Source organism: Bacillus cereus group sp. BfR-BA-01347, assembly GCF_022663835.1.
Lineage (GTDB): Bacteria > Bacillota > Bacilli > Bacillales > Bacillaceae_G > Bacillus_A > Bacillus_A thuringiensis_K.
Genome location: NZ_JAKUGG010000001.1, coordinates 543,557 through 563,252, shown reverse-complemented (window position 1 = coordinate 563,252; position 19,696 = coordinate 543,557). Strand labels below are relative to the sequence as shown.

Below are 19,696 nucleotides of genomic sequence, written 5' to 3'. Positions count from 1 at the left end.
AGCATTTTGCTAGCTCTGTTTGGAGTATTAAAAGTTGATATGAACAACTATAATTCGCTTAGAAGATATGTAATACAGTAACTGCATTTTTTCTCAACAATTATGAAACTAAACAAATCAAAATTTTAACAAGCATTCTTCAACTGAAAAAATAAGTGTATACAATGTATCCTAAAAGTAGTACTAAAATGATTATTCCTGTACCTTTCCAATTCATACCGCCTGCTATATCAACTGGACTACCCGTTTCCGCCCTATTGAGTCCGTCACGTAAAGAACCCGTAGGATTACTTTTTAATTCACTTTGTCTCATACGCTCTCTTTTTTCTTCTGGTGACTCTTTATTCATTTAATCACCTCCAAAATGAATGCACTCTTTACTTACATTATTCAAAATCAACATTTGTTTTATATTTTTTCCGAAAAAACCTAATTTAAAATAGGTTTGCAACGTAAAGAAAGCTAGCCATGCCAGCTTTCTTTACGTTCCAATATGCTCTTCCTTATTTACAATAATACCTTTATGGTCGATTTCAAGCTCACATACTTTCATATCTGTAAATACTCTCGCTAATTGCTCAGCGATTTCTTGACGTTTCTCATATGGCGTTAATATAAAAATAGATGGCCCCGCACCGCTAAGTGCTGTGCCGTACGCACCAAATTCTTTTGCGCATTTACGAATAGATGGTAATAATGGTACGAGTTCTAAACGATATGGTTCGTGAAAATGGTCTCTCTCCATCATTTCACCTACAACTTCCCACCGCTTTTGACATAATGCAGCTACTAATACGTTACTTATCGCACTAGCTTTAACTGCCTCATGAAACGGAAACATCTTTGGTAATACAGATCGACTTTCATCTGTATTTAATTCTGCATTCGGAATGAGAGAAATTACACCCAATTCCTTGCTCTCAATTCTTACGACGGAAACATCCTTTCCATCAAGTGCTCCAATTACAGTTCCACCTAATATAGAAGCAGCAACATTATCAGGATGTCCTTCAAAATTTGTAGCAATTTGAACTTTTTGATCAGCAGTTAAGTTCAAATTGCCTAGTTGATTCGCAAGCTCTATCCCGGCTACAATTGCTGATGCACTACTTCCTAGCCCTCTCGTTAATGGGATATTACTAGTAACTTCTATTATATGGGGTGATATAGAAGGACATACTTTACATGCCGTGCTAACGATTAAATTTTTATCGTCTGTCGGAATTGATTCTTCAAAGGAATGGATTACTTGCCATTTATCAGCTTTTTCTTTAACCACCACATCTAAATACAATGACAAAGCTATTCCAACTGAATCAAATCCAGGACCAACATTCGCCGTACTAGCAGGGACACGAACGCTAAATGGTATCACGACATAATCACCCCTTTAATATGATCTTTAATTTGTTCTATATCATTTGACACACTTGCGATGTCTAGTTGATTTGAAGAAATAGCGATATCAGGATCCTTCAAACCATTTCCAGTTAATACTGCAACAACTGTTTCTCCCTTTTTGATTTTTCCAGATTCAACATGTTTAATTACGCCGGCTAATGAAGCATTTGATCCCGGTTCAGCGAAAACTCCTTCAGTTTTTGCCAATAACCTATACGCATGTAAAATTTCTTCATCTGATACCATATCTATTTCACCGTGAGACTGCTCAGCAGCCTCTACTGCGTATGACCAACTTGCCGGGTTACCGATTCGAATCGCTGTTGCAATTGTTTCAGGCTCTTCAATTACATGCCCTTTTACAATTGCAGCTGCTCCTTCCGCTTCAAAGCCATGAATTCTTGGCTTCTTATAACCTTTTTCTTTCTCATATTCACAGAAACCTTTCCAATATGCTGTAATATTTCCTGCGTTCCCAACAGGGATAGCTAGAACATCTGGTGCATTTTGCAATTGGTCACAAATTTCAAATGCTGCCGTTTTTTGCCCTTCAATTCGATAAGGATTTACTGAGTTTACTAACGTAATCGGCTCTTCTGCAGCAATATTTCTTACAGCCTTAAGTGCATCATCGAAATTCCCTTCTATTGAAATGATTTCAGCACCATAGGCAACTGCTTGTGCTAATTTTCCATGTGCAATCTTTCCTTCCGGTATTACGATAATGCATTTCATCCCAAGACGTGCCGCATATGCTGCAGCTGATGCTGATGTATTACCTGTTGATGCACAAATGATTGCTTCTGAACCTTCTTCTTTCGCCTTAGCAACTGCCATGACCATGCCACGATCTTTAAAAGAACCTGTCGGATTCGCTCCTTCGTACTTACCATATAGCTGAATCCCTAATTGTTTTGATATATTTAATAATGGAATAAGTGGTGTGTTTCCTTCCATTAAGCTGACATCAGGTGTATTTTCATTCACCGGTAAATAAGACGCATACTGTTTTAATAGTCCTTTATACATATTGTTTTTCCTCCTCAATAATGTAGTAACTGTTTATTTCACTTGCGACAGCTTCTATCGCTTCTAAAACTCGTTCGAATTGATACTTGGAAGTTCGATGTGTCACAACCACGACTTCTGCCAGTTCACGGTTTAAAGGTAATTGAATAACTTCTTTTAAACTTACAGAATAATTAACAAAACATTCTGTTATTTTCTGTAACATCCCAGGCTCATCTCGTAATGAAATACGTAAGAAATATTTCGAAACTACTTCTTCATCACCTTGTAATTCATAAGGAACTGGTTCTTTTAACGCACTTTTATTTTTCGGAACTTGATTCATATTTTTAACGATTGAAATAATATCACTTACTACAGCAGAACCAGTCGGTAACTTCCCAGCTCCGGGTCCATAAAACATTACTTCTCCTACCGCTTGGCCATGAACATACACCGCATTAAATTCATTATTCACATTTGATAATGGATGCTGGCTCGGTAAAAGCGTCGGTTCTACACTTAAATGAATGGCTGGTCCTTGTTTTTCAGCCTTACCAATTAACTTCATAGTAAATCCTAACTTTTCAGCCATTTGTAAATCTTCTTTTTCGACCTTTCGAATCCCTCTTACTTGCACATCATCTAATGAAACATTCATCGAAAAACCTAAGTTTGCAAGAATTGCTACTTTTCTCGCCGCATCTAGTCCATCTACATCTGCTGTCGGATCCGATTCTGCAAAGCCTAATTTTTGTGCTTCCTGTAAAGCCTCTTCATAAGACCATCCATTTTGACTCATTTTTGTTAACATATAATTTGTTGTACCATTTACAATTCCCATTATTTTTTCAATTTGATCTGAAGCTAACCCATCCGTTAATCCTCTTAACACTGGAATACCGCCCGCTACACTCGCTTCGTAACATAAATCACAATCATTATCGTTCGCCAGTTGAAGAAGCTCTGCACCATATACAGCCATTAAATCTTTATTTGCTGTTACGACATGTTTTTTATTTCGTAAAGCCTTAACAATATGCTGTTTTGCTTCTTCAATTCCGCCCATTACCTCTACTACAATATCAATATTTGAATCATTTAGAACTTCATCTGCATGACTTGTTACTGCAATTCCGTCAATACAAACATCGCGTTCTTTTTCCAAATCACGTACAACGACTGTTTTCACTTTCACTTCGTATCCTGTATCAAGAGCGATTTTTTTATAATGTTCTTTCAAAATATGGACAACACCACTTCCGACCGTACCTAAACCTAATACCCCAACATTTATAACGTTATTCATCTTCTAATCTCCTCCTACAATTTTATTATTTATCTCTATCAATCACCTTACTCTGCTTTTTAATCATGCAGGTGGTGGTTATTTCCGTACGTACAAATCGTTCCATGTTACTGCACCTCCTTTCAAAGTAAAAAAACACACCCATCCCTAGGAAAGGGACGAATGTGTTTTCGTGGTTCCACCCTTGTTCCAATCTAGACGTATTTCTCCCTAGATTGCTCAAGTTCAGATAACGGCTGATACCGCCAATAATTACTAGATTACTCGTTCACTATTGAAGTTCAAAGGTGGTAAAATCATTTCTCGTGTTAGGAAGCTCACACCCTTGGCTTCCCTCTCTGTAAACCGTAAAAATGATTTCGTGTCCTTATCGTTACTTTTTCGTTCATGTTTATTTGTTAACTCATTATACTCGCATAAAAAACAAAATCAATACTATTTTTAATTATTTTAAATTTTCAATCTCTTATACCATAAAAAAACACACTCATCCCTAGGAAAGGGACGAATGTGTTTTCGTGGTTCCACCCTTGTTCCAATCTAGACGTATTTCCTCCTAGATTGCTCAAGTTCAGATAACGGCTGATACCGCCAATAATTACTAGATTACTCGTTCACTATTGAAGTTCAAAGGTGGTAAAATCATTTCTCGTGTTAGGAAGCTCACACCCTTGGCTTCCCTCTCTGTAAACCGTAAAAATGATTTCGTGTCCTTATCATTACTTTTTCGTTCATGTCTATTTGTTAATTTATTATAGTTATCAAATTTTTAAAAAGCAAGCCTATTTTTACTAACTATTTTCAAAATAATTTTTTATTATATTTCACAATAGCATTATGCAACTGCCACTCAATTTACCTATTTTGTCATTTCTCCAGTTTATAAATCAACGGTTCATATATAAAGTGAAACTTTAATCAGTGGGGATTTTGTTCATCCCCACTGATTATTAGCCTTCACCAATCGGGCTTTTACCGGCAGTTGATCCCCACCTAACTTCTTTGCTTTCGCTGAATTTTGAGGTAGGGATGTTACTGCCCGTTAATGCGGGATAAATTCCCATTCTAAAACCCGTACATACTCACCTTACAAAATTATATCAATAAAATTTTCAATACAATCTTTTTGTATAACTTTCTACTAAAGAACGTGCAACATCTTCTTCTGAAGCATTCACTTTCGCATGCTCTAACAACATTTTTGCTGCTGAAGGTAACTCTTTTTTATGTAACCAAGATTCTGGATCCCACATCTTAGAACGAATAAACGCTTTTGCACAATGAATGTAACACTCTTCTATTTCAACAACAATTCCAAGCAACGGATTACGTCCATTCGCCTGCATTTCTTTCAAAATTTCTTCGTCGTTTGTAATATACGCTCGGCCATTTATTCTGAGTGTCTCCCCAAGACCTGGAATAAAAAAGATTAGTCCTACACGTGGATTTGAAATAATATTCAAAATGGAGTCTATACGACGATTTCCTGGTCTTTCTGGAATGATAATTTTATTATTATTGAGTACGTATACAAATCCAGGTGCGTCTCCTCTCGGCGAGGCGTCACACTCCCCCAACTTATTTGCAGTAGATAATACTAGAAAAGGAGATTTAGAAAGGAAATCTACACAATGGTGGTCTAATGATGAAATAACTTTTTTCAATGCTCGCTCACTTGGTTTCCCCAATATTTTCCGTAACTCTTCCTCTGTTGAAATAATCGATTTTATTTCCATACGCTCTATCTCCACTTATAATCTCCCCTTTTTCTTTATTTTCCCAAAATTCAATACGAATATTGTATAATAAAATTTGCAGAAAGGGGAATTAAAATGACAGAGTGGTTAACAATATTTGATTCTGAAAGAAATACACTTGGGAAGAAATTACGCGATGAAGTGCATCGTGACGGTGATTGGCACGAAACATTTCATTGTTGGTTTGTAGAAAAAGATGCTAAAGATATATTCTTATATTTCCAATTACGCTCTAAAAATAAAAAAGAAGCTCCAAACATTTGGGATATTACTTCAGCCGGACATATTATGCATGATGAAGATGTACAAAGTGGTGGTCTTCGTGAAATTGAAGAGGAATTAGGGCTTTCTTTCCAAACGACTGATTTAGCATACAAGGGCATTTTTAAAATAGATTATGAAATTTCAAATCTTACGGATCGCGAGTTTTGTCATATGTATTTCCACAATGTCATCAATCCACTTCCATTCGCACCAGGTGAAGAAGTAGACGATGTGATGAAAGTACATGCAACTTCTTTTCTACAACTATTAAATGGAGAAATTTCATCTTTTACAGCTATTTCTGTTTTAAACAATAAACCAATTACAATAACATTTGAAGATATTTACCCGTATGATCTTGCATACTATGAATTTGTTATAGAGAAAGGAAAAGAATTATTAAAAAATAATAGTTTATAAATAAAATAGGACTCTTAGCATAATATTGCGTAGAGTCCTTTTTTTTATTATTGTTCAAGTATCTTTAATTTATTCTCTACTTGTATAAATAAACGAATAATTAATAACAGCATAACCACCATAATCGCTATTATTGTATGTGGATATCTAAACAGTATACTAATAACACTTCCAATTAACATCATGATGAATCCATTTTGCTTCATCACTTCTGCACTATACCTGTTACCCGCACCCCATAATTCCTTATTTTTCATAGATCGTTTCGTACGATAACCATATGCCGCATTAATATCGGTCGGTGGATTTTTTTGAAGAATAATTGCCGCAAGTATAAAAATAATACTAATCAATATGCTTATTCCTATGTTTACTAGTGCATAAATCAATTATATCCCCCCTAACTTACACTTTCATTATACGACACAAACCTTATTTTCCCAATTTATAACACATTTACTTTCTTTCTTTTGATGTCTGGAACATACTTGGAAGTGTTACAAAACGTGCCCCTTTCGTTTTTAACTGCGGAATGATTTTGTCTAGTGCATCTACAGATCCTTGTAAATGCCCACCTGGTGTTGAATGTTGGAGGATGACACTTCCAGGAAATGAATTCCCTAACACATTATTTGTAATCGTATCAGCACTCACACCTTTCCAATCAACCGTATCAACACTCCACTGTACAATCATAAAATTTTGCTCTGTGGCCCATTTTAATTGATTTTCAAGTATTTCACCGTATGGCGGACGTATAAACTTCGGTGCATAACCAGCTAAACGATTTAATATTTCTTCCGTTTTTATAATTTGATTACGGTACTCATCCTCATTTACTTTCGCTAAGTTCGGATGACTATACGTATGATTACCAATTACATGCCCTTCATTCGCAATACGCTTTACTACGTTCGGAAATTTTTCTGCGTTTTCACCAAGTAAGAAAAAAGTAGCTTTTACATTATGTTGTTTTAACTTATCTAATATTTTTGGCGTGAATTCTGAATCTGGTCCATCATCAAATGTAAGAGCTACTTCCGCTTTATTATACGGTCCTGAAAATGCGTACGCATATTTTTCAACCCATGTAAATGGTGTCCACGATCCACGATCATCTGCTTTCATTTGTACTTCATAGCTTTGAGGGATATATGCGTATGGCAATGCGCTTATATAGTCTCCATAATAAAATGAGTTATATGGCATATAAGCATACGAAACATCTCGTTCTAGTCCCCATTGATATGGAGCAAACATTTCTGTCGAATAAAAATAATACATGATAAAAAACCTCCCTAAATTTTCATATGTGATTCATCTGCACTTTGTTAGAGAAATTGTTATTCATAAACAAAAATAAGACTGTCCTTAATTAGGACAGTCTTACTGCTTACTATTATTAATAAATCGATGTACTATCTTTTGGCAAAGCTTTCACATGTTTTAAATAGTTCGTCACTTTATCATCATCATCTTGCGGATATTGATATTCATACGTGTTAGCAATTTCGTTCGCCACTTCCCTAAATAAATCACCCATGACAAAGAATGAATCCCATATGTTTTCATATTCTGCATTAGAAAATGTTCTTTTAAATTGCTCCCACATATCTTCTTCAATATATTGCTCAAAATGCTTTCCAAACTTCCCTGTATTAACTGTAAAGTCTGTTTTCATACCAATATACCATTCTAGCATTACGATGAACATATCTCGCACTGGTCCTTCAAGCATTCCTTTTGCATAAGAAAGCTCCTCTCTCCATAACCCTTTTGCGATATTCGTACTACACCACCAAAATTCATTACAGCAATCTAAAAACTCTTTTTCTGTAGGCTTTTTTACTAAGTAATCTTTATCGCTTGCTGACGGGAATTCTTCCAGACAATTATCTTTATCAAGAAGCAGTTTACTTAAACTATCTTGTCCAACGAACTTTTGTATTAACTCAACTGGAACTAGCGTTAAATCAATCCGATTCCCATCCATGAACTGCATTAAATATGGAAACTTCCCGTCTTCATCTGGTGGAACTAACGACATTTCTTCTGGCATTTGTACAATCATTATTTCTCCAAATCTATGAATCCAATTATGATTAGACGTAAAAGATTGTATATCATTTACAACATACATAATATCATAGTCTTGAAAACAATCTCTTTTCACATTTGGATTTACACGCGATCCATTCATGATAACTGCTCGAATTCTTTCATCCTCTTTTGCTATATTTATAATTACGTCTAGCATTTCTTTTTCAGTTCTCATCTATTTATAGCCTCCAATTTTTTAATATACAATATAATGCTATGTATACTGGAGGTCCACGAGCTAATCTCGTTATACACGATACATGTTATAATTTTTGAAACTTCTTTTTCATCCCTTTTCCCTCCTTACATCACTCTTTTACAACTGCCATTCCTTTCAATTTACCAATGCTTTCTACCATTCACTTTTAATTATACAGAAAATTCTGTCTCGAATACAAAAAATAAAGAAGGGACACCTACCCCTTACAGAATAGATATCCCTTCTTTTAAAGTTAAATTTAATTCCTATGGATTAGTAGACCAAAGTCCAGCAGATTTAATAAATGTACGTTTATTTAATTTCAGCTGCGCTACGATAAATTCTGCAATATCTTCCGCTTGCATTACTTTATCAGGGTTTCCATCAGTTAATCCTAAATCTACAGCCATATCAGTTGCTACTGTACTTGGAGTTAAAGCTGTTACACGAATGTTATGTTTGCGAACTTCCATCGCTAACGATTCTGTTAAGCCAAGGACACCAAATTTAGAAGCACTATATGCACTTGTTACAGGTGCACCTTTTTGTCCTGCTGTAGATGAAATGTTAATGATATCACCAGATTGTTGTTCAATCATGCTCGGTAAAGCTGCACGAGTTGCATAGTATACACCCATTAAGTTTACTTGAATGATTTTTTCCCAATCAGCAACGTCTAGTTCTAAAAACTTACCGAATTTAGAAATACCAGCGTTATTAATTAAAATATCAATAGATCCTAAACCATTTTTTAACGTTTCAATCGCAGTTGTTACTTCTTCGTATGAAGAAACATCTGCAGTTGCAATAACAGCTTTTACGCCTTCTGCTTCTACTTCTTTCGCTACAGCTTTTAAGTTTTCTTCTGAGCGAGCTAAAAGTCCTACATTTACGCCTTCTTTCGCTAATGCAATCGCTACAGCGCGACCAATCCCTCTACCTGCTCCTGTAATTAAAGCATTTTTTCCTTGTAATAATTCTGCCAAGTATAACACTCCTTAATCATTTCAGTTATGTATTATATTAAAATTGTATCTATGTTTATGTAAAAAGGCAATGATGCACTTTCATGTGCGTAGGTTACTTATAGGTAACTATAGAAAATTACTATGCATTCATTGCACGTATTTATCATTATTCATGCAAAATAAAGACACCCTCCTCATAAAAGAGTGTCTGCGTATGAAATAAAAAATGGTTCTTTATCACTACACTATTTTTCTTCATAATTAGGAATACGTACAATAAATTCAGTACCTTTTCCTTCCTCACTCTCCACTTTTATCTCTCCTTGATGAAGGTCGAGTACTTTCTTTACAATAGCTAAACCTAAGCCACTTCCTCCATAGGCACGATTTCGTGAAGAATCCGCTTTATAAAAACGCTCAAAAATATGTTGTTTCTGTTCTTCTGATATACCAATTCCTGAATCACGGATAAGCACTTCCACTACTGTCTCATGTTCCTTTAACTGAATAGTAATTGTACCACCGCTTGGAGTAAATTTAATACTATTATGAATTAAATTAATCCACACTTGACTCATACTTTCTTGGTCAGCAATAACATGTACTTTTTCTAAATCTAGTTCTAACTCAATTTCTTTTTCAGCCCAGAGTGGTTCACTATTTAACACAATTTGCTTTAATTGTTGATCTAATCGATAGCTCACTCTTTCTGGTGTATACTCATCTGATTCTAAAAGAGTTAGCTTCAATAAGTTTTGACTTAGTTTAGATAATCTCGTTGTTTCAGTTTCAATAATGGTAAGATAATGCTTTCTTTTTTCCTCAGAAAGATTATCGTCTTGTAGTGCTCTAGCAAATCCTTTTATAGAAGTTAATGGTGACTGTATTTCATGAGAAACATTCGATACAAACTCTTGTCTCATTTTCTCCATCGTATTCAGTTCATCTGTCATATCATTTATACTTTTTACGAGCACGCCAATTTCACCATCATACTTTTCTTCATTTCTTATTTTTACGGAGAAGTCTCCTTTTGCAATTTTTTGTATCGGTTCAATAATAGTCCAAATCATCGCCTCTCGTTTTGGTCTCATTAATATTCCAATCAATGTCCAAATAAAAATAATAAATACAAAACCGACCATATCACTAATTAGAAAGGTAACAAACGGCGATACGTTTACGTCAAAAACATTCAATATACTAGTTGCTACATAAAATGCGATAGACCAAATGATAGTAAGAAAAGAAAAGAGCGCTAATACCGCTCCAAATACTTTCAGCATCTTCAACTTACTCAATCGTTTTCTTTTTCTCATTTACTTACCTCTAAGCGATACCCTAATCCTCTTATTGTTTTAATACTAAATTTCGACTGCTCTTCTTGAAACTTCTCACGTAACCGATTAATATGAACGTCTAGTGTACGTTCATTCCCTTCAAAATCATATCCCCATATTTCTTCAATTAATTGCTCTCTCGAACAAGTTCTTCCCGATTTAGACCCTAAAGTAAAGAGCAGCTCAAATTCTTTTAACGGTAACGTAACCGTTTGTTCTCCAGATGTAACTTCGAATGTTTTACGATTTAATAATACATTTCCAACTTGAATCGATTGGGAAACTGTAATTTGGTAACGTTTCAATAATGCCTTTACCCTCACTACTAGTTCTATAGGGTCAAATGGTTTTACAAGATAATCATCTGTCCCAAGGTGAAATCCTTTTACTTTTTGTGATGTTTCCCCTTTGGCCGTTAGCATCAGAACCGGGATATCATAGTATTTTCTTAATTCAAAACATACATCAAACCCATCCATATTTGGCATCATGATATCAAGAATAACCATATCAACTTTTACGTCATCCATTTTCTGAAGTGCATCTACTCCATCAATTGCCTCATATGTTTGAAAACCTTCTCGTTCTAAAAATACAGAAACGAGTTCTCTAATGTGTGGATCGTCGTCTACTATTAAAATTTTAGGTATCAAAGGAACCATTTCCTTTCTACTTAGCATCTAATATATTGTTTAAAAATGAATCATCAGTGGAGTAAAATCTCACTGATGATTCATTTTATAATGCACCCTCTTTAATTTTCAATTGCTGCGTTGCAAACTCACGATACATGTCATGTGTACGTAATAATTCATCATGTGTACCGCTTCCTGTAAGATTGCCTTTTTCAATAAAGATAATTTTATCTGCATCTACAACAGTAGAAAGTCTATGCGCAATAACTAACGTTGTTCTGCCTTTCATTAAGTTATTTAACGCTTTTTGAACGACAGATTCAGATTTACTATCTAAGCTTGAAGTCGCCTCATCTAACATAAGAATTTGCGGATTTCGAAGTAACGCTCGGGCAATGGCAATTCGCTGTCTTTGTCCCCCAGAAAGCTTCACACCACGTTCTCCAACTTCTGTTACATAACCGTTTGGTAAGTCATAAATAAATGCATCAACATATGCCATTGCTGCTACTTTTTCAATTTCTTCATCCGTTACTTCGCCCTCAACGCCATAACAAATATTATCACGAATCGTTCCATCAATTAACGGACTATCTTGTGATACGTAACCGATTTGACGTCGCCATGACTGTAATGAATAACTCGTAACTGATTCTTTTCCTAATTTAATGGCACCACTGGTTGGCTCATAAAAACGTTCCAATAATGAGAATAACGTTGTTTTCCCACTACCACTTGGTCCTACAATCGCTGTCACTTTTCCAGATTCAATTGTGAAATCAATATTTTTTAAAACTTGCTCTTCTTCGTTATACTCAAAATGTACATTTTCAAGAACGATCGGTTGCTTAGCATTTGTCACTTTCACACCAGTTTCATGATCTTCTACTTCATATTCTAAAATCGTACTAATTCTTTCCGTCGCACCAATTGCCTTTTGGAATTGTGTAAAGAACATAGATAATTGACTCATCGGCATTACAATTTGAACTAAATACAAAATAAACGCTACAAGTTCACCAGTTGTTAATGCACCGCTAGAAACTCGCATCCCGCCATATCCTACGATAATAACAAGTAGTGCCATTAAAACAAACGACATAACTGGCGAAATTAATGCTTGCACTTTTCCTTCTTTCAAACCAAATTGTAATAACTTTTGTATACCTGTATTACCCGTTTCATATTCTCTCTTTTCTGTATTTGAAGATTTCACTAAACGAATTTCTGATAACACTTGCGTTAACACACTTGTAAAAGATGCCGTTTCATCTTGAAGCGCTTTTGAAATCTTATACATTTTTCGTCCAAGTGGAACTAAAATTAACACAGACAACGGAATAACCGTTAAAAGTAACGCAGTCATTTTCCAATCTAAAACAAATAATACAATTAACGATCCAACAATTGAAATACCACCTGTTAATAAGTTTGACAAATGCTCAGAAATTAACGTTTTCACTACACCTGTATCATTCGTCATACGGCTAATTGTATCACCTGTTCTATTTTGATCGTAATAAGATACCGGCAAGATAAGTACCTTTTTCCACAAACGTTCTCTTAGTCCCGCTACAATCTTCTGCCCAATATAATTTAGTAAATATATAGACAACCCTGCCGCAATAGTTTGCATTACAAAGAAAGCAACTAATCCAACAATTTGTCCTGCACTAATTGAAGAAAGCGAAAAATTATCTACTAACCCTTTTGTAAGCATAGGAATAAATAAACTCGCTCCCGTAGAAAGCAAACTCATTAATAACGCAAAAACTAAAATTCCTTTCGGAGGATTTGTATCTTGAATAAGGCGTAAAAACTGCCTCCAACTCCCTTTTTTCTTCATTTCATTTCTAACTTCCATTCCTGTTCATCTCCTCGTGTTAAACCAAACTGTTCTTTCTAAAATTAGAATACGATACAAATGTAAACTGAATGTAAACACACTTTTTCTATTTTTACAAAATATACATAAAAACTCATCTTTACAACAGATATAAACATCTGATATTATTACCTGGTACTTAATATTATTCTATGTAAATTATAGATAAATAATTTAAAACACCATATAAATCTCCAGTTAGTGAAAGGAGTATCCTTTTTGCAAACAAATATACATTCTGAAAAGGAAACAATTATTTTTATTCATGGATTAGTTGGCAATCGTCGCGCCTTCAAAAAGGAGCAAAAACGATTTTCCGCCTCCTACAACATTATAACTTATGACTTATTAGGTCACGGTGATGATAAAGGTGAAGCAATCGACTTTTCATTACAGCGCCTCGTAGATCAATTATTAAACTTATACGAACAAGAAGGTATTAAAAAAGCTCATATTTGTGCGCTAAGTTACGGCTGTTACATCTCTACAATTTTTGCGCAAATGCATCCAGAAAAAGTATTAAGTATTTGTCATATTGGAGGACATTACAATAACCCTTCTCGTTTATATAATGTATTTCAAAATTTTTGGGAGAAGCGAGGAGATGAATACTCTAAATGGCTCTCTCAATACGCAAATACTATTTTTCCAAGTGGTATACTAAAAGCAAATCCGTTCGCAGTCATTTCAAGAAATATTTACTACCGTTTCGGATTACAATTACATTCATCCATAATTGCCCAGTCATTACGACATCGATTAGAATTCGATTTAAAATCCAAATTAAAATCACTTCCTCACCCTATACTATGGGTAATGGGAGAGCATGATCATCTCTATAAATCTTGTCTATTTGATTTGAAATCTATTTTGCCTAACGTTCTATATAAGGAAATACCTTTAGCGGGACATGCAGCGAACCTATTTCGTCCTAACTATTTCCATGACTTATATGATCGATTTTTAAATGGAAAGTTAAAATAAAAACTATTAAACTTCCAATTCATTCAACTATAAAAAGGCTTCCCAAGTTTCCTTGGAAAGCCTTTTCTCTATACAAAAAGTATATAAAACTACTTTTTCTTAGTATGCTTTTGTGTAACCTAAAAGGTGCTTGCTCCAGTAAGAGTTGCTTACTGAACTAATACGTACGCCAGTATCAGTTGTTTCAGCACTAATGAACTGTCCGTTTCCTAAGTAAACACCCATGTGAGAAGGTCCTGGTTTATAAGTGTTTTGGAAGTATACTAAATCACCTGGTTGTGGATTGTTAGTCTTTGTTTTAGAACTCCAATATCCAGCAACTGTTTGACGAGCGCCTTTATGACCCGTTTGATTTAATACATAGTGAATAAATCCACTGCAGTCAAAACCATCAGGTGTTGTACCAGAAGGTCTGTATGGCGAACCATTTAATGATCTAGCGAATCCAGCGATTGAAGATGTATCTCCACCTGTTGTTGGTTGTTGAACGTTATTTGTAACGTTGTTTACTCCGCCTTTTACAAACTTAACGAAGTCTGCACTTACATAACCTGTGCGGCCGTTATGGTTAATTTTGTACCAACCATTTTCAGCGCCAGTAACGTTTAATACTTTACCATTTGTTACTCCACCGATTACAGCGTTGTATGTAGCTGGGCCTGTACGTACTTTTAAAGCACCAGTGTTAACAACATAAGAACCACCAGTTTGAACTGTTGTAGTATTGTTGTTTGTAGTTGGTTGTTGTGTTTCGTTAGATACAGCAGAACCACCTTTTGTTACGAAGTCTTTGCTTACGTATCCAGTTCCACCATTGAAGTTGATTTTAAACCAATCTTGTACTTCACCTACAACTTGTACTGTTTTACCTTTGTTTACAGAACCTAATACTGTATGAGATGTACTTGGGCCTGTACGTACGTTAAGTGAAGAAACGTTTACTGTGTAAGTACCTGTTCCTTGTTGAACAGTCGTTCCTGTTTTGCCACCAGTCGTTACGAAGTCACCACTTACATAACCTGTTTGACCATTTACGTTTACTTTGAACCAACCGTTTTCTTGTCCAACTACTTGTAGCACTTGACCTGATTTCACTTTAGAAATAACGTTATGTCCTGTACCAGCACCTGAACGAACATTTAATACATCAGCAGTTACTGTGTATTTTAATTCAGAAGTTGTTTCTACAGTTTTTGTTTCAGTTACAGTCGTTTGAGTTTGAGTTTGAGTTTGTCCATTAATTTCTTTTAGCGCTTCATTTGAAACTTGTGCATGAGCAGAATCCATTCCTGGAACTGCAACGCCAGCTACAGAAGCTGCTGCTAAACCTGCAATTACTTTTTTCATAAGTTGTCTTTACTTCCTTTCCCTACTATCCTCTTAAAAAAAACTTAAAACTTTAATACTTTACAATATTATCAAAGTAAAATATTCATCCAGTTCCATTTTTTAGCAAGAGTTTTATTTTTCACACAGAGTTCATTTTAAATGAACGAAGTGAAATCCGTGTGAACTTCATGTGAACTTTATCATTAAACACAGTGTTTTTGCAATGATTTTTTCAAATTTCTCATATATCGCATGAAAATTCGACATTTCATTTAATATCTCAATATAAAACATCCCTTTTCTATCTTCTATAAAAAATTCTATTAACCTAATACAAACTCAAGTATGTATTTCCTTATAAAGCTCCTTACATGAAGTATACTTTCATCATGACAAAAATCACTCTATTTATCAATAGTATAATATTTTTAGAAAACTAAATTTCTATACTATCTACATTTTTGAAATAATTTGACGAATTGTAAGATTTATTTCAAAAAAGCCATTTCTCCTTTAAAGAAAACACACACTATATCAACTGTTCTCTTTTTCCCATAATGGAATTTATAGGATTTTTATAGTATTATATACATATCTTAATAAAAAAGAATTTTAGCGAATTGATTAAAGTTTCATTCCCTTATAAAATGAAACTTTAATCAGTAAGGGTTTTATACATCCTCCGCTAATTATTAACCCTCACCACTCGGGCTGCCCATTAATACGGAGTTTTATTGGAATAAAAAGAGGAGGCATATTTGTGAGAAATATAATAGATGATCCAATACAAAAAAACATAGAGCTATACTATGCTTTTATTCAATTCGTTTCAATGATAACATTACAAAAAGTATCAGCTATTGAAACACGTAAAAATGAATTAAAAAATCAGATGAAAAATGCCGGACAAAAAAACCCTTATTACGTATAAAAAAAGGTGAACAGGTTATATTCCTGTTCACCTTTTTTCAAATTATTTATAAATTTTCACACGGTCCTCTAGCGGTTGGAATTCTTTTTCACCAGCCTGTACTACCGGTTTACCAAATGGCATTTGTGCAATAAGTTTCCAATTCTCTGGAACATCCCACTCTTTTCTCACTTCTTCATCAATTAGCGGATTGTAATGCTGTAACGTAGCACCAAACCCTTCAATTTCTAAGGCTGTCCAAATTGCAAATTGTAACATTCCTGATGATTGCTGAGACCAAGTTGGGAAATTATCTTTATATAATGCAAAGTTAGCTTGAAGGCTTTCCACTACTTCACTGTCTTCAAAATATAAAACCGTTCCATAACCACTTTTAAATGCATTCATTTTTTCTTCAGTAGGTGCAAAGTTATTTTCAGGTACAATTTTTCGTAACGTTTCTTTCGTAATATCCCATAATTTATCGTGTTGTTCTCCTAATAAAACAACAACGCGAGCACTTTGAGAATTAAAAGCTGAAGGTGTATGTTTTACAGCATGATAAATCACTTCTTGAATTTTCTCATCAGAAACTACTTGCTCTTTACTAATTGCATAAATAGATCTTCTGTCTTCAATTGCTGAGTAAAAATCTTTTGCCATCATAATTCCCTCCAATTTTCAATTGAGGCTATTTCATATGTATATATCATATTACGCCCCTCAAACTTATTATTAATAAGCTTATAACTTTATAATATCACAGCAACAAACAAACTCAAATAATAACACTTATATTTAGAAGCTTTTTCCTTTTTAAAATAAAAAAAAAAAGACTGTTTGTTGTTATCTAAAATTAGTAACAACAAACAGTCTTACTTATGTAGCGATTTAGATTCGTATTTTACTTACTTAATTAACTAATCCAAATGCATACGACATTAACTTATTTGTCTCTGTAAAACGTTTTGTTTTATTTGATGTCCCCATGACCACTGTGATAATTCGATTATCACCTTGCTTTGCAGTCCCAGTAAAACAGTATCCTGCACTATCTGTAAATCCAGTCTTTAGTCCGTCCATTCCTTCTATATATAAACTTTTATTATTTCTATTTAACATGTCGTTTGTGCTTATAACATTAATATTATTAAATGCTAGCTGACTTTGGCGTAAGTGAGTCACTTCTAATATTTCCGGATAATCTTTTATAAGATGATACGCCAATTGCGCTACATCAGCAGCCGTCATTTTTGTTTCACTTCCATCTGGCTCTTGTAATCCAGACGCATTTGCAAATTTAGCATGTTCCGACATTTTTAACTGTTTCGCTTTTGCATCCATAAGCTGAACGAAATCTTTCTCCGATTTTGCCATATGTTCTGCTAAAGCCACAGCTGAATTATTAGCTGACTCAATCATTAATGCATGATATAAATCTTTAACAGTTAATGTGTCATTAACTTGTACTGGGATTCTCGCTCCCTCTGTTTGTGCCGCCTTCGCACTCATTTTCACTGGATCTTCCCAGCGAACTTTCCCGTTATGTATACTCTCTAGTAGAAGATACGCTGTCATCATCTTAGACATACTAGCCGGTGCAAAAGCTTCATTTTCATTATATTGATAAATAATATCTCCATCACTCGCATCGATAATCATAGCTGCTTTTGCGTTAATTTCTGGTGGGATGTACTTTGGCGGGACTACTTTTTCAGTAAATCCTGCTTTAGGTAGTTCTGCCACTTGCAAAGGTTGTCCTTCTATATTCGCTACGCTTTTTTGATTTCCTTGGAATAAGAACCAACATATCCCTAAAATAATGACTAATAGGACTGTCATCCTTCCCCATTTTAACCGATTCATTTCAAAACTCCTTTAGCAAACCTTTTATACACTCACATTTAACCTTAACAACAATTCCTTTATATAGTCAAGGTAAAAGGTATATTTATTCATATACAGCAATGATTATTTTAATTTATTTATGTTAAACTTACAATGTTGAAACGTAAGAATATTCAATAATAAAATCTCGTAAATAAAGCGAAACTTTAATCAGCCCCCCAATCGGGCTACCCGTCAAATAGCGAGATAAACTATTTAATAGAAGGGATTCATACAAATGCTACTTCCAAAATCATTAAAATACGGAGACACAATTGGGATCTACTCCCCTTCTTCACCAGTAACCTACACTTCACCAAAGAGATTTGAACGAGCAAAATCTTACTTACAACAGAAAGGGTTTCATATATTAGAAGGTTCATTAACAGGTCGATATGATTTTTATCGTTCTGGTAGTATACAAGAGCGTGCTGAGGAGCTAAATGTCTTAATAAGAAATCCTAATATTTCTTGTATTATGTCAACAATTGGTGGGATGAATTCAAATTCAATATTACCTTATATTGATTATGATGCTTTTCTAAAAAACCCTAAAATAATGATTGGGTATTCAGATGCAACTGCTTTATTACTAGCAATTTACGCCAAAACAGGAATCCCTACATTTTATGGACCATCTCTCGTCCCTTCCTTTGGCGAATTTGAACCTTTTGTTGATTGCACATACAAATATTTCGCTGAAACTTTACTACATGATCATTCTCTTCCTTATCATATAAAACAACCATTATTTTGGTCAGATGAATTTATTAATTGGGAAGAAAAGACAAAGGAGAAAGAACTTCGACCAAACGATTGGATTTCAGTAATTGATGGAAAAGCTACCGGGCGTATTATTGGCGGGAATTTAAACACGATACAAGGAATTTGGGGTAGCCCCTATATGCCACATATTCAAGAAGGTGACATTCTCTTTATTGAGGACAGTTCAAAAGATGCAGCTACTATTGAAAGAAGCTTTTCATTACTTAAAATTAACGGTGTATTCGATAAAATTTCAGGTATCATTCTTGGAAAACATGAGCAATTTGATGATTGTGGTACAAATCGAAAACCTTTTGAAATACTATTAGAAGTACTTCAAAATCAAAGAATTCCTTTTCTAGCTGACTTCGATTGTTGTCATACACATCCAATGATTACCATGCCTATCGGTGTTCAAGTAGAGTTGGATGCAACAAATAAAACGATACATATTGTAGAACCTTGGAAAAAATGAATGCATGGCTTCTATTGTCTTACAATAAAAGCCATGATACTATATACTTTGGAATGTGAA

The 19,696-nt window shown here is 34.5% G+C and carries 19 protein-coding genes and 2 other annotated features; of the genes, 4 read left to right on the top strand and 15 right to left on the bottom strand.

What is annotated here, in order from left to right; all coding sequences use genetic code 11:
• Positions 1–139: 139 nt before the first annotated feature.
• The 5 genes from MR143_RS02795 to MR143_RS02775 all read right to left on the bottom strand — a co-directional run bounded on the left by MR143_RS02795 (position 140) and on the right by MR143_RS02775 (position 5,469).
• Positions 140–349: a DUF6366 family protein gene (locus MR143_RS02795; protein WP_001031483.1), complete on the bottom strand. Its 210-nt coding sequence runs from the start codon at positions 347–349 to the stop codon at positions 140–142.
• 132 nt (positions 350–481) lie between these two features.
• Positions 482–1,375 (bottom strand): homoserine kinase, encoded by an 894-nt coding sequence (gene thrB, locus MR143_RS02790; RefSeq protein ID WP_000612100.1) that lies wholly within the window; start codon positions 1,373–1,375, stop codon positions 482–484.
• Positions 1,372–2,430 carry a threonine synthase gene (gene thrC / locus MR143_RS02785; protein ID WP_000276435.1) on the bottom strand — a complete coding sequence of 353 codons (1,059 nt, stop codon included), beginning with the start codon at positions 2,428–2,430 and terminating at the stop codon, positions 1,372–1,374. The genes thrB and thrC overlap by 4 nt, the downstream gene beginning before the upstream one ends.
• The gene (locus MR143_RS02780) at positions 2,423–3,718 is read right to left on the bottom strand and encodes a homoserine dehydrogenase (protein WP_001066901.1); all 1,296 of its coding nucleotides are present in this window, start codon (positions 3,716–3,718) and stop codon (positions 2,423–2,425) included. Before MR143_RS02780 ends, thrC begins: the two co-directional genes overlap by 8 nt.
• 151 nt (positions 3,719–3,869) lie before the next feature.
• Positions 3,870–4,101: a binding site (T-box leader), on the bottom strand.
• Between the two features lie 114 nt (positions 4,102–4,215).
• Positions 4,216–4,447, bottom strand: a binding site (T-box leader).
• Positions 4,448–4,830: 383 nt separating this feature from the next.
• A complete protein-coding gene (locus MR143_RS02775; RefSeq protein ID WP_242280610.1) occupies positions 4,831–5,469 on the bottom strand; it encodes a pyridoxamine 5'-phosphate oxidase family protein in 639 nt (212 codons plus the stop codon).
• A gap of 81 nt (positions 5,470–5,550) precedes the next feature.
• Here MR143_RS02775 and MR143_RS02770 point away from each other — a divergent pair, with 81 nt between their 5' ends.
• Positions 5,551–6,159: an NUDIX hydrolase gene (locus tag MR143_RS02770; RefSeq protein ID WP_000141385.1), complete on the top strand. Its 609-nt coding sequence runs from the start codon at positions 5,551–5,553 to the stop codon at positions 6,157–6,159.
• Between the two features lie 47 nt (positions 6,160–6,206).
• Here the strand turns inward: MR143_RS02770 and MR143_RS02765 are convergent, their stop codons facing one another.
• The 7 genes from MR143_RS02765 to MR143_RS02735 form a co-directional block, all read right to left on the bottom strand.
• Positions 6,207–6,548: an SdpI family protein gene (locus MR143_RS02765; protein WP_000638563.1), complete on the bottom strand. Its 342-nt coding sequence runs from the start codon at positions 6,546–6,548 to the stop codon at positions 6,207–6,209.
• Positions 6,549–6,615: 67 nt separating this feature from the next.
• Positions 6,616–7,443, bottom strand: a complete 828-nt coding sequence (locus MR143_RS02760; RefSeq protein WP_000291233.1) for a peptidoglycan-N-acetylglucosamine deacetylase — start codon at positions 7,441–7,443, stop codon at positions 6,616–6,618.
• Between the two features lie 118 nt (positions 7,444–7,561).
• The gene (locus MR143_RS02755) at positions 7,562–8,434 is read right to left on the bottom strand and encodes an aminoglycoside 6-adenylyltransferase (protein WP_001258535.1); all 873 of its coding nucleotides are present in this window, start codon (positions 8,432–8,434) and stop codon (positions 7,562–7,564) included.
• Between the two features lie 290 nt (positions 8,435–8,724).
• Complete coding sequence (locus MR143_RS02750; protein ID WP_000818985.1) at positions 8,725–9,444, bottom strand: 3-ketoacyl-ACP reductase; 720 nt, start codon at positions 9,442–9,444, stop codon at positions 8,725–8,727.
• A gap of 227 nt (positions 9,445–9,671) precedes the next feature.
• The gene (hitS, locus tag MR143_RS02745; protein ID WP_001231607.1) at positions 9,672–10,745 is read right to left on the bottom strand and encodes an envelope stress sensor histidine kinase HitS; all 1,074 of its coding nucleotides are present in this window, start codon (positions 10,743–10,745) and stop codon (positions 9,672–9,674) included.
• Positions 10,742–11,419, bottom strand: a complete 678-nt coding sequence (gene hitR, locus MR143_RS02740; RefSeq protein ID WP_000612414.1) for an envelope stress response regulator transcription factor HitR — start codon at positions 11,417–11,419, stop codon at positions 10,742–10,744. The genes hitS and hitR overlap by 4 nt, the downstream gene beginning before the upstream one ends.
• Before the next feature lie 85 nt (positions 11,420–11,504).
• Positions 11,505–13,265 carry an ABC transporter ATP-binding protein gene (locus MR143_RS02735; protein ID WP_000453890.1) on the bottom strand — a complete coding sequence of 587 codons (1,761 nt, stop codon included), beginning with the start codon at positions 13,263–13,265 and terminating at the stop codon, positions 11,505–11,507.
• Positions 13,266–13,505: 240 nt separating this feature from the next.
• Between MR143_RS02735 and MR143_RS02730 the strand changes: the two genes are divergently transcribed.
• Entirely contained in the window at positions 13,506–14,270 is a 765-nt protein-coding gene (locus MR143_RS02730; RefSeq protein WP_001194306.1) for an alpha/beta fold hydrolase, read from the top strand.
• Positions 14,271–14,369: 99 nt separating this feature from the next.
• Here MR143_RS02730 and entFM read toward each other — a convergent pair whose 3' ends face one another.
• On the bottom strand, positions 14,370–15,617 hold the full coding sequence (gene entFM, locus MR143_RS02725) for an enterotoxin EntFM (protein ID WP_000755515.1): 1,248 nt from the start codon (positions 15,615–15,617) through the stop codon (positions 14,370–14,372).
• 742 nt (positions 15,618–16,359) lie between these two features.
• Here entFM and MR143_RS02720 point away from each other — a divergent pair.
• Positions 16,360–16,530: a hypothetical protein gene (locus MR143_RS02720; RefSeq protein WP_001244279.1), complete on the top strand. Its 171-nt coding sequence runs from the start codon at positions 16,360–16,362 to the stop codon at positions 16,528–16,530.
• A 42-nt stretch (positions 16,531–16,572) separates the two neighbouring features.
• On the opposite strand, the gene MR143_RS02715 is transcribed toward MR143_RS02720, so the two are convergent.
• Entirely contained in the window at positions 16,573–17,175 is a 603-nt protein-coding gene (locus tag MR143_RS02715) for a nitroreductase family protein (RefSeq protein ID WP_002163947.1), read from the bottom strand.
• Positions 17,176–17,421: 246 nt separating this feature from the next.
• Positions 17,422–18,375: a D-alanyl-D-alanine carboxypeptidase family protein gene (locus MR143_RS02710; protein ID WP_001080875.1), complete on the bottom strand. Its 954-nt coding sequence runs from the start codon at positions 18,373–18,375 to the stop codon at positions 17,422–17,424.
• Positions 18,376–18,634: 259 nt separating this feature from the next.
• On the opposite strand from MR143_RS02710, the gene MR143_RS02705 reads away from it, so the two are divergent.
• Positions 18,635–19,636: a S66 family peptidase gene (locus MR143_RS02705; protein ID WP_000926319.1), complete on the top strand. Its 1,002-nt coding sequence runs from the start codon at positions 18,635–18,637 to the stop codon at positions 19,634–19,636.
• Positions 19,637–19,696: the final 60 nt, after the last annotated feature.